Below are 13,261 nucleotides of genomic sequence, written 5' to 3'. Positions count from 1 at the left end.
AGCCGGCCTCACACGGCCGGCACGAACAATTACAGGCCGGAGGCGGCAATTGCCCCGAACTGGGCGATCACGGCAAGAATATTCACCGCAATACCGACACCAAAGCCCCACCAGGCCCACATTTTTGCCTTGCGCGATGATTCCAGCGCACCGTCGAGATCGCCGGCGGCGAGCTTGCTGTTCACCTGACTGGCAAACACGATGGAGGCAATACCAAAAGGCAGGCAGCAGCACAAGGTCACCAGAATCGACTGCACCAGATAGCTGGGCACCTCCGGTTGACCGGCGGACGGGCGCGCCGCAGCCGGTGCGGCACGGCTCACCGCAGCAGGCGCTGTCGGGGCCGGTGTCAGCGTCGCGCCACAGGTCGAACAGAACTGCGCTTCATCCGGATTATTGGCACCACACTTGGTACAGAACGGCATACATCTCTCCCTATCCAATCAGATCATAATCAAGTCATGCACTACAGCTGCATACCCCGTCTTAGTGCGGGGCGAGCAGATTGAAGGGTGCCAGCGGCAGATTGCGCAGTACCGTAAACAGAATGGCCAGACTAAAAAACACGGCGTAGATCTGCCCTTCCATGCGCAAAGTCAGGAACCGGCGCGGACCGAAATGATTGACCAGTGCCACTGCCAGCAGTGGAAAGCCGATCAGCACCAGAAACGCGTTCTTGCGCAGTGCGCGCGCCGGATCCAGATGCAGCAAGGCATACACCGCGCGCGTGGCTCCGCAGCCGGGGCAATAGAAGCCGGTCAACTCGTAGAAAATGCACGGCAGGAAAGGTCCGCCGTAGATTTCCGGGTCGTGGTGATAGACGTGGTAGGTTGCCAGCGCGAGAAAAATCGCTGCCGGAACCAGCAAAAACCAGCGCCAGTGTTGTGTCAGAAGCCGCATCGCCAGAAAAAACAAAGCCGTCGCATGACGGCAGACTGAATTTACAGGATGCAATCAACTGCAGCAAGGAAGCCGATCACAGACTGTCACCTAAAGAAAGTGACCCTGCACTCCGGGCTGTGCAAAAAACAAAACCGGCCCCTGGGGGCCGGTTTTGTTTGTCGCCGCACCAAGGGTACGGCAGCACATTGATGCTTAGTTCTTGGACTGGTCAACGATCTTGTTGGCCTGAATCCAGGGCATCATGGCACGCAGCTTGGCGCCAGTGACTTCGATACCGTGCGCAGCGTTATTGCGACGGTAAGCGGTCATGGACGGGTAGTTGGTCGCGCCTTCCAGGATGAACTTCTTGGCGTATTCGCCATCCTGGATGTCCTTCAGCGCCTGGCGCATGGCCTTGCGGGATTCTTCGTTGATCACCTTCGGGCCGGTCACGTATTCACCGTATTCGGCGTTGTTGGAGATCGAGTAGTTCATGTTGGCGATACCGCCTTCGAACATCAGGTCAACGATCAGCTTCAGTTCGTGCAGGCATTCGAAGTAGGCCATTTCAGGTGCGTAGCCAGCTTCAACCAGGGTTTCGAAGCCCATCTTCACCAGTTCAACGGCGCCACCACACAGTACGGCCTGCTCGCCGAACAGATCGGTTTCGGTCTCGTCCTTGAAGGTGGTTTCGATGATGCCGGTGCGGCCGCCACCCACGCCGGAGGCATAGGACAGTGCGGTCTGCTTGGCAGTGCCGGAAGCATCCTGGAATACCGCGATCAGATCCGGAACGCCACCACCGCGAACGAATTCGGAACGAACGGTGTGGCCCGGCGCCTTCGGGGCAACCATGATCACGTCCAGATCCTTGCGCGGAACAACCTGGTTGTAATGGATGGCGAAGCCGTGTGCGAAGGCCAGCGTGGCGCCCTGCTTGATGTTCGGCTCGATTTCGTCCTTGTACAGCTTGGACTGGAATTCGTCCGGGGTCAGGATCATCACCACGTCGGCGCCGGCAACGGCGGTCTTCACGTCGGTCACCTTCAGGCCGTGAGCTTCAGCCTTCTTCACGGTGGCGGAGCCGAGGCGCAGGCCAACGGTCACATCAACACCGGAATCCTTCAGGTTGCAGGCGTGGGCGTGGCCTTGCGAGCCGTAGCCGATGATGGCGACTTTCTTGCCCTTGATGATGGAGAGATCACAATCTTTGTCGTAGTAAACGTTCAGTGCCATGGTACTTAACTCCTGTTGGTGTGAGGCGTGAGGCGAGGGGGATTCCCTCACACCTCACTTAGATTTTCAGAATGCGTTCGCCGCGACCGATGCCCGATGCGCCGGTACGGACAGTTTCGAGAATGACGGCCGGATCCAGTGCCTTGATGAAGGCATCCAGTTTTTCGCCCGGGCCGGTCAGCTCGATGGTGTAGCTCTTTTCGGTGACATCGATGATGCGCCCGCGGAAGATATCCGCCATGCGCTTCATTTCATCGCGTTCCTTGCCGGTAGCGCGCACCTTGATCAGCATGAGTTCGCGCTCGATGTGGTCGGCCTCGTTGAGGTCGATCACCTTCACCACTTCCACCAGCTTGTTCAGCTGCTTGGTGATCTGCTCGATGATGTCATCCGAGCCGTGCGTGACAATGGTCATGCGGCTCATGGTGACGTCTTCGGTGGTTTGCACGGTCAGCGAATCAATATTGTAACCGCGCGCCGAAAACAGGCCGGTAACGCGCGACAGCGCGCCGGCTTCGTTTTCGATCAGGATGGAAAGAATGTGTCGCATGTTCGTTTCCCCCTCAGCACAGGTTGCCGTAGTCGCGATTGTTTTCGAACGGCACTTGCTGCATGCCGCGCATGTGGTCCGGCAGATCCATCTGGTTCAGGCCCTTGCCATTCTGCACCATCGGGAAGACATTGGCCTTCTGGTCGGTGATGAAGTCGAGGAACACCAGGCGGTCTTTCAGCTTCTCGCTGAAGGCTTCGCGCAGCGCGGGCTCGACGTCGGCCGGTTTCTCGATGCGCATACCGACATGACCGTATGCCTCCGCAAGCTTTACGAAATCAGGCAAAGCGTCCATATAGGATTCGGAGTATCGGTTACCGTAGAAGAATTCCTGCCACTGGCGAACCATGCCGAGGTAGCGGTTGTTGAGGTTAATGATCTTCACCGGAATGTGATACTGCTTGCAGGTCGACAATTCCTGGATGTTCATCTGGATGGACGCTTCACCGGTGACGCAGGCAACCTGCGCATACGGATTGGCCATCTGCGCGCCCATCGCGGCTGGCAGACCAAAGCCCATGGTGCCCAGACCGCCAGAGTTGATCCACTGGCGCGGACGGCGGAACTTGTAGTACTGCGCGGTGAACATCTGGTGCTGACCCACGTCGGAGGTCACGATGGCCTGGCCGTCGGTGACTTCCCACAGCTTCTGCACGACAAACTGCGGCTTGATGATCTCGGTATCCTGCGTGTACAGCAGCGAATTGGGCTTGCGCCATTCGTTGATCTGCTCCCACCAGCCAGCCAGGGCCTTGTCGTTCGGGCGCTGGCCGGTTTCCTTCAGCAGCGCGACCAGGTCGCCAACAACGCTCTTCACGTCGCCGACGATGGGCACGTCCACCTTCACGCGCTTGGCGATCGAGGATGGGTCGATGTCGATGTGAACGATCTTCTTGGCCTGCGACAGAAACTGGTTCGGTACCGAGATCACGCGGTCGTCAAAGCGCGCACCGATCGCGATCAGCAGATCGCAGTACTGCATCGACAGGTTGGCTTCATAGGTGCCGTGCATGCCGAGCATGCCGACAAAATTCGGATCGGTGCCGTCCAGCGCGCCCAGCCCCATCAGGGTGTTGGTGCAGGGCAGGTTCAGCATCTTGACCAGCTCGGTCACTTCCGGGCCGGCATTGCCCAGCACCGCACCGCCGCCGACATAGACGAAGGGGCGCTTGGCATCGGCCAGCAACTGGGCCGCCTTCTTGATCTGGCCCGGATGGCCCTTGACCGGCGGGTTGTAGCTGCGGATCGATACCGACTGCGGGTACTCGAACTTGGTCTTGTGGATGGTGACATCCTTCGGGATGTCAATCACCACAGGACCCGGGCGGCCGGTCGTGGCGATGTGGAAGGCTTTCTTGAAGGTCGCGGCGATGTCGCGCACATCCTTCACCAGGAAGTTGTGCTTCACGATCGGGCGCGAACAGCCGACCATGTCGACTTCCTGGAACGCATCCGAGCCGATCATCGGCGTGCCAACCTGGCCCGAGATCACGATCATCGGGATCGAATCCATGTAGGCGGTGGCAATGCCGGTCAGGCCATTGGTCGCACCGGGACCGGAGGTCAAGAGTGCGACGCCGACCTTGTTGCTGGAACGCGAATATGCGTCAGCGGCATGCACCGCGGCCTGTTCGTGGCGCACCAGCACATGCTTGAATTTGTCCTGCTTGAAAATCGCGTCGTAAATTTCGAGTACCGCACCGCCAGGATAACCGAAGACGAATTCAACGCCTTCTTCCTGCAGACAGCGCGTGACGATTTCTGCACCTGATATTTCCATCGAGGTCACCTCACCAGAAGGTTTCGGGTCCGCCGAACCGTGCGCATGCCGATCTGCCTGCGGCAGATCAGGTCATTGAGGGCAGTGGTTCTGCGGTTTCCCATGACAAAAGAAAACCGAGCTCCTGCCATCCAGAGCTTTGAACTTGACGAGCCTGCGTAGCCGGTCGACCGGTGATCATCCCGATGGCGTTCGGGCTGACCGGTGCACTGCGCGGTAACGCAGCCACTGAGTGGTCTATGGCAATCGGCAGAGCCGCAAATCCGAATAATTTACCGGGCTGGCCGCCTTGGCCCAGGCTTGTGGCCTGATAAAGGACGACTGCGGTGTAATGCGCGGGCGGTGCCTTCCGGTGCGTGACGCGTCCTGATCGGATGCGCTACGCTCATCTGGAATGGATGTTGAACCTCGGAAGTTAACGGATGCGGGCGCGCTTGGCAAGTTTTTACTCGCCCCGGCAATAGGGGTTTGCTAGTATCCAGCCCATTGAAACAGCAGGATTATCGGCTATGCCGGCAAGCACCCCCGCTGCGCTGGCCACATTCCTGGCCGAAGTCGAACAGCGCGCGTTCCGGCAGGCGCGTTTTGCCACGCAGGATAACGACGCCGCACTCGATCTGGTCCAGGACGCCATGCTGCGTCTGACCGAACATTACGCCAGCCGCCCTGCCGCAGAATGGCCGCTGCTGTTCCAGCGCATCCTGCAAAATGCCATCCGCGACCATTACCGCCGGCAGAAAACCCGCTCACTATGGCTTACGCTGTTTTCCGCCTTCCGCAAGCAGGATGATGAAGACGAAGACAGTGACCCGCTGGAATGGCTGCCGTACAGCGGCGAACTATCACCGTCACCGGACACCGAAACCGAACAGGCGCGCACCATGGCGCTGATCGAAGCCGGGCTGGCACAATTGCCACCGCGTCAACGCGAAGCATTCATCCTGCGTTACTGGGAGGAGCTCGATACGGCAGAAACCGCTGCCGTAATGGGCTGCTCCGAAGGCAGCGTGAAAACACACTGCTCCCGGGCCTGCAGCGCGCTGTCGGCCTGGCTGGCGCGTCATGGAGTCACCTTATGAAAACACCGACACCGCACCACTCCGCAAGCCCGCAGGCACTGGCCGAGGCCGCGCAACAGCTGGCCGCGCAGCCATTGCCGCCGGATGTACGCAACCGCCTCGCCCAGGCGCGCCAGCAAGCCATCGCCGCCATTCCCGCGCAGACACAGCGCCAGGGGAATGTGTTGCTGCGCCAGTGGCACGACCACCCCTGGCGCTGGGCTGCGGCCGTGGCGCTGGCCGTCGTGATTCTGGGCGGCTGGCAATGGCAACAGCAGCAGGCGCAACGCCAGCAGAACAATCTGGATGTCGAGCTGCTGCTGGGCGATGCCGGGCCCGACCTGCTGCTCTCGGATGCGCTGGAGCAGCGCCTGCGGCAGGCCAAGCGATGAAACGTATTGTCATCAGCATCGCCCTGCTTGTGCTTGGCAGCAGCGCCAGCGCCGCCACCAGCTGGGACAGCCTGACACCGCAACAGAAAGAGCTGCTGGCACCACTGGCCAGCCAGTGGCAGACGCTACCCGAACCTCGCCAGGATCGCCTGGCCGACGCCGCGCAGCGTTTTCCGCAAATGCCCCCGGAAAAACAGGCCCGCTTTCGCGAGCGCATCCGCAGCTGGGCTGCGCTAACTCCGGAACAGCGCGACCGGGCACGGCGCAACTACGAACGCCTGATGGCCTTGCCACCGGAAGAGCGCGAGCGCATCCTGCGCGAAATCCGCCAGGAACACCGGATGGGCAGCGGCGCAGAAAGCGCCGGCCCGCGCCACCGTTATCGCAATCAAAACACCGAACAATGACCACGAACACGACTGCCAATGCCGCACTACCCGCAGCCAGCTGGGGCAAGCGCCTGCTGGCCCTGATTTATGACACCCTGCTCACCAGCGCACTGGTGATGGTGCTCGGATTTGCTTTTCACCTGAACTACAAGCTGTTCACCGGGATGGATGCAGCGGCTATCGGCAAATCCGCCGTGGCTCTGCAGCTGCAATTCATCTGGGTCAGCGCCTTCACCGCTGCGTACTTTGTATTTTGCTGGTCACGCAGTGGCCAGACCCTGGCTCTGCGCACCTGGCGCTGCCGGATTGTCGGCCGCAATGACGGCACGGCAAGCATTCTGCAATGCCTGCTGCGCTTCGGACTGGCGAGTCTCTTCTACCTGCCGCCGCTGCCGCTGTGGTTCATGGCGCGGCATGATGCCTCACTGCAACCACTGGCCTGGCTGGCGTGCGGACTTGCGGCATTGCCCTGGATCTGGGCATGGGTACGGCGTGACCGCCAGCTGCTGCATGACACGCTGGCCGGCACGCGCATCGTGCAGCTGCCGCAAAAGCAGAAACAGCCAGCCTGATCAGACTGGCCAGTGATAGAGGGAAGCGGGAGCTAGATCTGCCAGACTTCGCGGCTCTGCCGCTCGATTTCCTCGCGCTCGGTGAAGTCGCGGCGGCGTTCGCGCAGCGCGTTGAGGCGATCCTTGTTGGCGATCAGTACGGCCTTGTCGTTGGCGGAAGCTGCCTTTTCCTGTTCGACGGCCAGAAAGCTGCTGGGGCTGTTGCTGCGTTGCATCATCAGTATCCTCATGCCGGGTGCTGCCGGTCTGTGCCAGCTGATCCTGACGCCCGCTTGCCGGGTCGTCGGCTACGCACACCCATTTTCTTTCAATCCCAGCCAGTTTACGTCAGAAACAATAAAGGCCGCAATCAATGCGGCCTTTCTACAGCAAAACTGTTTCCGATTTACTGCAATGCAGCAACCTGGCCGCCTGTTCCCAGCTTGGCCAGCGCAGCACGCGCCAGAATATCGCCCCCGCGCGGAGCCAGATGCACGCCATCCTTGGCGCGCAGCGACACCGCCTTGCCCTGCTCGGAAATGCTGGCGGCGTATTCGCCCTTGTCATTGACCAGCAGGCTGGCGCTATCGACAAAAGGAATGCCGGCTTCGCGCGCGACCTGGGCGTAGATACGGTTCTGCATCTGGATCTGCGCGTTGTAGTCAGCCTTGGCCATCTGCGGCAGGCCGATCCAGATCACGCGTGCGCCGCCGGAGCGGGCCAGTTCGATCATGGTCTGGGCGCGCTGGCGATACACCTCGGTCCAGCCTGCCGAACCATAGGCATAGGTTTTACCGTTGTCACGGATGCCCATTGAGGCATCATTGGCCCCCAGCATGATCAGCACGACATCCGGCTGCGCAGTCTTGACCAAACCGGCCAGCTGCACCGGCCAGTCGTAAAAGCGGGTATTCACCAGACCGGTGCTGAGCTTGTGCCGGTCGGTCAGTTGCAACGGGCGGCCATCCTTCTTGATCCGCCACGCCAGCATCTGCGCCACCCCCCCCATCAGCGAATCGCCGACAGCCAGCACCTGCTGACGCTCCTCGCTGGCCACCTGCTGCGCCGCGGCTGGTGGCGCCGCGGTTTTGGTTTCGGCCGACGTCTTGCGGGCCTGGGCATGCTGCTCGACAGCCTGCACCGGCACGGACAGACCCAATGCCAGCAACAGCGCCAATCCAATACCCTTAAATGTATTAGTCTTCATGCTTTGTTTTTCGGAATCCAAAACAAGATACCCCAATAAACACTGCTAACAACCCCCAGATCGCCGCATCGCCCCAGCGCTGGTAAGGCGTGGCGCCAGTGTAATGCCAAACACGGCTCTCGAGTACGCCGCGCGTCTGCAGCGGCAGGCGGTCACGGATACGTCCATCAATGCCGATCACCGCCGTCGCGCCAGTATTGGTCGCCCGCACCAGCTCCCGACCATTTTCCAGCACCCGCGCCTGCGCCATCTGCAACTGCTGCTCGGCTGCCCATGAGCCATCGAACCACGCCAGATTGGAGACATTCGCCAGCAGCGTCGCATTGGCGGCATTCACCCGGAATTCGTGGCCAAATATGTCCTCGTAACAGACATTCGCCGCCACAGATCCGCCGGCCAGCGCAAAAGGCGCTTGCGGGTCGAGCCCCGCCGTGAAGCCATCCAGCGGAATCGACATGAAACGATACATCCAGCCGAACAGCGCCGGCATCGGTACATACTCGCCAAACGGCACCAGATGCGATTTGCGGTACGGTGTCAGCTGCGGCTGATCCAGGCGCACCACACCGTTGTAATACTCGCCAGGCTGGCTGCCGGATATCGCGATGCCAAACAGCACCTGCGTCTGCTTGCTGCGGGCCATGCGGCGCAGTTCATCCAGATACTCTGGCGGGGTCTGTTCGAGAAAGGCCGGAAACGCCGTTTCCGGCAGCACGATCAGCTGCCCCTGTGCACGCCCGAGTTGCTCGTGATAGACGCGCAGGCTCTGTACATAGTTCTCGCGCACCCACTTGATATCCTGGGGAATATTACCCTGCAGCAGACTCACCGAAACCGGCCCGCCGACTGGCTGCGTGAAGCGCAGCTGCTGCAAACCCAGACCAGCCAGCAGCAGCGCCCCGGCCAGCAGCGCCCCGGCTCGCCAACGCCACAGCGTCACAGCGACCGCCAGCGCCAGCAGCAGCGTCAGGCCATGACTCCCGAGAATGGGCAGCCAGCCCCCCAAGACCGGCAGCTGGCTATAGCCGATGGCCGCCCAGGGAAAGCCGGTAAACAGCCAGCCGCGCAGAACGTCGGCCAGCACAAACAAGGCCGGCATTCCCAGCAGCAGCGATGCCGCACCGGGACGGCGCGCCAGCAGGCTGGTGCTCAGCCAGCCTGCCAGTGCGGGAAACAGCGCCAGATAGGCCGCAAACAGTCCTGTGCACAGCAACGCCAGCCACGCCGGCATACCACCATATGTATGTAGACTGATATAAACCCAGTGAATGCTTGCAAGGAAATACCCCAGGCCCCAGGCAAAACCCTGCAGTGCGGCGCGCCAGCACCCGGGGTGCTGCCGCCAGGCGGCAAACAGCGCAGCCAGCGCCAGCCAGGCCAGCGGAAAGAGCTGCAAGGGCGCCAGGGCAAACACGCCCAGCGCCCCGACCAGAAACAGCAATACAGCCTGGAGCAGCGGGCGGGCCATCAGCCCGCCGGCGACAGCCTTCAATCCGCCACCTCGTCCGGCTCGCGCGCGGATCGCTCGGGCAGGCGCTCTACCTGCAGGCTGTGCACGCGCCGGCTGTCGGCGCGCAACACCTGGAACTGATAGCCGTCGAACGCGACGGTTTCGCCGCGCTTGGGCACTCGGCCAAACTGGCCGATCACCAGCCCGGCCACCGTGTCGAATTCGTCATCGGCAAAGCGGGCTTCCAGCGCCTCGTTCAGATCGGCGATTTCGGTTTCACCCTTCACACGCCAGCGGCCACGCCGGTCAGCGATGATGTTGTCTTCCTCATCATCATCGTATTCATCCTCGATGTCGCCGACGATCTGCTCCATGACGTCCTCGATGGTCACCAGGCCGGACACGCCACCGTATTCATCCACCACAATCGCCATGTGATTGCGGTTGTTGCGGAAATCCTTCAGCAGCACGTTCAGGCGCTTGGCCTCGGGAATGAACACCACCGGGCGCAGCATGTCGCGCATGTTGAAATCCACATCGACCGCGTAGTAACGCAGCAGATCTTTGGCCAGCAGGATGCCGATCACATTGTCCTTGTCGCCGTCCACGACGGGAAAACGCGAGTGCGCGGTTTCGATGACAAAGGGTATGAATTCGGAAGGCGGGGTGTCGATGTCGATCACGTCCATCTGGGCGCGCGGCACCATCACATCGCGTACCTGCATGTCGCCGACATTGAGAACCCCTTCGATCATGGCAAGGGCATCGCTGTCGAGCAGATGGCGTTCAAAGGCAGAGTGGAGAACTTCAATCAGTTCGCCACGGTTTTCCGGTTCGCGCAGCAGAAAGTGGGTCAGGCGTTCAAGCCAGCTAACCTTCTGCTGCGGCGTAGAGGAATCGTCCATGAGGCGGGAATACATCCGGTAATGAGGGACTTTTCATCATACCCGAAGACCATGGCGCTTGTATTGCAGTGCGCGCAGCCGTCCGCCGAAAAGCGGCATACGGTTTTTACTGCCCGGCTTGCGCTCGCGGAAAGCTGGTCGATACTGCAAAGACCACACCGGAGGAAGCACGCATGCCACTGCCAGCCGCCCGCCAGCTCTCCCGCCCGCTGCGCTATGCGCTACTCGCACTGGGGCACGCCTGTTTCGCGCTGGGCGTGATCGGCGCCTTTCTGCCCGTCATGCCGACTACCGTGTTCTGGATCATCGCAGCCTGGGCCTTCGGGCACGCCTCACCCGCGCTGCAAGCCCGGCTGTTTGCACTGCCCGGCGCCGGCCCCCACCTGCAGGCCTGGCTGCTGCGCGGCGAAATCAGCCGCAAGGGCAAGGCGTGGGCCAGCTTCGGCATGGCGCTGGGCTGGCTGCTGTGCGGATTGCTCACGCACTGGAAGCTGCCGGTGGTCACGCTGGTCGGGCTCACACTGGCTGGCGTAGTGATCTGGCTATGGCGCAAGCCGGAACCCGCTGCGGATTCACTCCGCACCGACTCTTGTCCGGAAATACAATGCCCGGTATTTCGTGATAGCAGCCAGGATTATTAGTAATCAAGGCTATACCCCCTCCTTCGCATATCAGCGACGCACCCCGGCTTTTGCCCGATAATATCCGCTTTGCGATGAACACCCCCGCCCGCCGTGACCGATCCTTTCCAGTACCTCGAAGACCTCGACTCGCCCGCCTCGCTGGCCTGGGTTGACGCACAGAATGCGCAGACCCGCTCCGCACTCGACGCGGACCCGCGCACGGCGCCACTCACCGCCGACATACTCGCCACACTGCGCGACACGCGGCAGATTCCGTATTGTTCTGAACACGGCGGCTGGCTGTATCACTTTCACCAGAGCGCCGAGAACCCGCGCGGCGTGTACCGCCGCACGACATGGGACAGTTATCGCGCCGCGCAGACCGCGTGGGACATCGTGCTGGACATTGATGCCCTGGCGGCCGCCGAGCAGGTCGACTGGTATCTCGACGGTGTCGATCACTGCACGCTCGCCCCGGAGCGCTGCCTGATCACGCTGTCGCCGGGCGGCAGCGATGCCACCGTCTGCCGTGAATACGACGTGGCCACGCGCACCTTCGTCGCCGGAGGCTTCCACTTCCCGCTGGGCAAAAGTGACATCGCCTGGCGCGACCCCGATTCGGTGTTCGTCTGCCCCGCCTGGGACGACGACCAGCTGACCGAATCCGGCTATTCGCGCGAGGCGGTGCTCTTGCAGCGCGGCCAGGACTGGGGCGACGCGCTGTCGCTGCTGGCGCTGGAGCCCGACGCGATGATGGTATCGGCCTGGCGCTTTCTCGATGCCGACCAGACCCCGTTCGACGTCATCGAAGCGTCGCTGAGCTTTTATCAGAAGGCCTATTTCCACATCGACGCCGCTGGAGACATTAGCCAATTGAAATTGCCGCCGCGCGGCGAGCTGGAAGCCTTCAGCCACGGCGAGCTGCTGCTCAAGCTCGACATGGACTGGAAATACCATGGCACCCGCTATCCGGCCGGCAGCCTGCTTGCCATTCGCGCCAACGCCCAAACCGGCGAACTGGGCGCCGCCACGCTGCTGTTTGCACCGGCGCCCGAGCAAAGCTATGTGATGCTGGAAGCCACACTGAACGGGCTGGCCGTGATCATCACCGAGAACGTGCAAAGCCGGCTCCTGACCTTCCGCCGCGCGGGCGAGGCGTGGGAAGCCTTCGCCAACCCGCTGCCGCACAGCGGCGTGATCGAATTCGTCGACCAGCCCTGGCAATCGGACGTGCTGGTCTACAACTTCAGCGATTTCCTCACCCCGGCCGGGCTGTACCGCTACGACCTGTCCAGCAACGCCGCACCCGAATTGCTGCGCGCGCAGCCGCCGGCCTTCGATGCCACGCCTTTTGCCGTCTTGCAGCACCACGCGAGCAGCCGCGACGGCACACCCATACCGTATTTCCTGGTAGCCAAATCAGGTATTGAGCTGGATGGCAATACCCCGACATTGCTCTATGGTTACGGCGGCTTTGCGCTGCCGATGATGCCCTACTACCTCGACCACTTCGGCAAGCAATGGCTGGAACAGGGCGGCGCCTTCGTACTCGCCAACATCCGCGGCGGCGGCGAATTCGGCCCGGCCTGGCACGAGGCCGCGCTGAAGGAAAAACGCCAGACCAGCTTCGACGACTTCATCGCGGTCGCCGAGGACCTAGTCGCGCGTGGCGTCACCAGCGCGCGACGGCTGGGGATTGAAGGCGGCAGCAACGGCGGCCTCCTGGTCGGCGCCTGCCTCGTGCAGCGCCCGGAGCTGTTCAACGCCGTCGTCTGCGAGGTGCCGCTGCTCGACATGCTGCGCTACGCGGAGCTGCACGCCGGCGCCAGCTGGCTCGACGAATACGGTGATCCGGACGATGAGGCCGAGGGCGCCGCGCTCGCCGCCTACTCGCCCTACCACCACATCGCCCCGGCCACCGAGCGCCGCTACCCGCGTACGCTGTTCACCACCAGCACGCAGGACGACCGCGTCCATCCCGCGCACGCCCGCAAGATGGTCGCCAAACTGCACGCGCTCGGCCAGCCGGCGCTGTTTTTTGAGACCGGCGGCGGCGGCCACGGCGGCAACACCGCGCAGGAACAGACCGCGGAAGAACTCGCGCGGGTGCTGGTGTACCTGTACCAGCAGTTGCTGGACGACTGAACACCAGACCAGTGCGCAGCGGCAATGCGTTTCCTGACGGCCAGGAGACCACAGTCACATACCCGCTCTCTCCGGCACGCGGGGAAATGCGAT

General features: G+C 61.9%; 15 protein-coding genes. 6 read left to right on the top strand and 9 right to left on the bottom strand.

Annotated features, from left to right (window positions below; genetic code table 11):
* Nucleotides 1-29: 29 nt before the first annotated feature.
* From INR99_RS03605 to ilvB, 5 genes are all read right to left on the bottom strand, one after another.
* Nucleotides 30-425, bottom strand: a complete 396-nt coding sequence (locus INR99_RS03605) for a CD225/dispanin family protein (protein WP_194114910.1) — start codon at nucleotides 423-425, stop codon at nucleotides 30-32.
* A 61-nt stretch (nucleotides 426-486) separates the two neighbouring features.
* Nucleotides 487-900 (bottom strand): DUF2752 domain-containing protein, encoded by a 414-nt coding sequence (locus INR99_RS03600; RefSeq protein ID WP_194114909.1) that lies wholly within the window; start codon nucleotides 898-900, stop codon nucleotides 487-489.
* Between the two features lie 195 nt (nucleotides 901-1,095).
* On the bottom strand, nucleotides 1,096-2,112 hold the full coding sequence (gene ilvC, locus INR99_RS03595; RefSeq protein WP_194114985.1) for a ketol-acid reductoisomerase: 1,017 nt from the start codon (nucleotides 2,110-2,112) through the stop codon (nucleotides 1,096-1,098).
* Nucleotides 2,113-2,176: 64 nt separating this feature from the next.
* Nucleotides 2,177-2,668, bottom strand: coding sequence for an acetolactate synthase small subunit (gene ilvN / locus INR99_RS03590; protein WP_028454116.1), 492 nt, complete (start codon nucleotides 2,666-2,668; stop codon nucleotides 2,177-2,179).
* A gap of 13 nt (nucleotides 2,669-2,681) precedes the next feature.
* Nucleotides 2,682-4,448 (bottom strand): biosynthetic-type acetolactate synthase large subunit, encoded by a 1,767-nt coding sequence (ilvB, locus tag INR99_RS03585; protein ID WP_194114908.1) that lies wholly within the window; start codon nucleotides 4,446-4,448, stop codon nucleotides 2,682-2,684.
* A gap of 509 nt (nucleotides 4,449-4,957) precedes the next feature.
* Between ilvB and INR99_RS03580 the strand changes: the two genes are divergently transcribed.
* The 4 genes from INR99_RS03580 to INR99_RS03565 are packed head-to-tail and all read left to right on the top strand — an operon-like array spanning nucleotide 4,958 to nucleotide 6,859.
* Nucleotides 4,958-5,527, top strand: a complete 570-nt coding sequence (locus INR99_RS03580) for an RNA polymerase sigma factor (RefSeq protein ID WP_194114907.1) — start codon at nucleotides 4,958-4,960, stop codon at nucleotides 5,525-5,527.
* Nucleotides 5,524-5,898 carry a DUF3619 family protein gene (locus INR99_RS03575; RefSeq protein ID WP_194114906.1) on the top strand — a complete coding sequence of 125 codons (375 nt, stop codon included), beginning with the start codon at nucleotides 5,524-5,526 and terminating at the stop codon, nucleotides 5,896-5,898. The genes INR99_RS03580 and INR99_RS03575 overlap by 4 nt, the downstream gene beginning before the upstream one ends.
* Nucleotides 5,895-6,305 (top strand): DUF3106 domain-containing protein, encoded by a 411-nt coding sequence (locus tag INR99_RS03570; protein WP_194114905.1) that lies wholly within the window; start codon nucleotides 5,895-5,897, stop codon nucleotides 6,303-6,305. Before INR99_RS03575 ends, INR99_RS03570 begins: the two co-directional genes overlap by 4 nt.
* Nucleotides 6,302-6,859, top strand: a complete 558-nt coding sequence (locus tag INR99_RS03565; protein WP_194114904.1) for an RDD family protein — start codon at nucleotides 6,302-6,304, stop codon at nucleotides 6,857-6,859. Before INR99_RS03570 ends, INR99_RS03565 begins: the two co-directional genes overlap by 4 nt.
* A 32-nt stretch (nucleotides 6,860-6,891) precedes the next feature.
* Here the strand turns inward: INR99_RS03565 and INR99_RS03560 are convergent, their stop codons facing one another.
* The 4 genes from INR99_RS03560 to INR99_RS03545 form a co-directional block, all read right to left on the bottom strand.
* Nucleotides 6,892-7,074 (bottom strand): hypothetical protein, encoded by a 183-nt coding sequence (locus INR99_RS03560; RefSeq protein WP_194114903.1) that lies wholly within the window; start codon nucleotides 7,072-7,074, stop codon nucleotides 6,892-6,894.
* 170 nt (nucleotides 7,075-7,244) lie between these two features.
* Nucleotides 7,245-8,045 (bottom strand): SGNH/GDSL hydrolase family protein, encoded by an 801-nt coding sequence (locus INR99_RS03555; protein WP_194114902.1) that lies wholly within the window; start codon nucleotides 8,043-8,045, stop codon nucleotides 7,245-7,247.
* Complete coding sequence (gene lnt, locus INR99_RS03550; protein WP_194114901.1) at nucleotides 8,035-9,513, bottom strand: apolipoprotein N-acyltransferase; 1,479 nt, start codon at nucleotides 9,511-9,513, stop codon at nucleotides 8,035-8,037. The genes INR99_RS03555 and lnt overlap by 11 nt, the downstream gene beginning before the upstream one ends.
* A gap of 20 nt (nucleotides 9,514-9,533) precedes the next feature.
* Nucleotides 9,534-10,400: a CorC family transporter gene (locus INR99_RS03545; RefSeq protein ID WP_194114900.1), complete on the bottom strand. Its 867-nt coding sequence runs from the start codon at nucleotides 10,398-10,400 to the stop codon at nucleotides 9,534-9,536.
* 173 nt (nucleotides 10,401-10,573) lie between these two features.
* Here INR99_RS03545 and INR99_RS03540 point away from each other — a divergent pair, with 173 nt between their 5' ends.
* Both INR99_RS03540 and INR99_RS17765 read left to right on the top strand, forming a co-directional pair.
* Nucleotides 10,574-11,041, top strand: coding sequence for a YbaN family protein (locus tag INR99_RS03540; protein WP_194114899.1), 468 nt, complete (start codon nucleotides 10,574-10,576; stop codon nucleotides 11,039-11,041).
* Between the two features lie 93 nt (nucleotides 11,042-11,134).
* A complete protein-coding gene (locus tag INR99_RS17765) occupies nucleotides 11,135-13,168 on the top strand; it encodes a prolyl oligopeptidase family serine peptidase (protein ID WP_194114898.1) in 2,034 nt (677 codons plus the stop codon).
* The last annotated feature ends 93 nt before the right edge of the window (nucleotides 13,169-13,261 follow it).

Source organism: Chitinilyticum piscinae (assembly GCF_015223195.1).
GTDB classification, from domain to species: Bacteria; Pseudomonadota; Gammaproteobacteria; order Burkholderiales; family Chitinibacteraceae; genus Chitinilyticum; species Chitinilyticum piscinae.
This window is presented reverse-complemented; position numbering and strand designations above follow the sequence as displayed.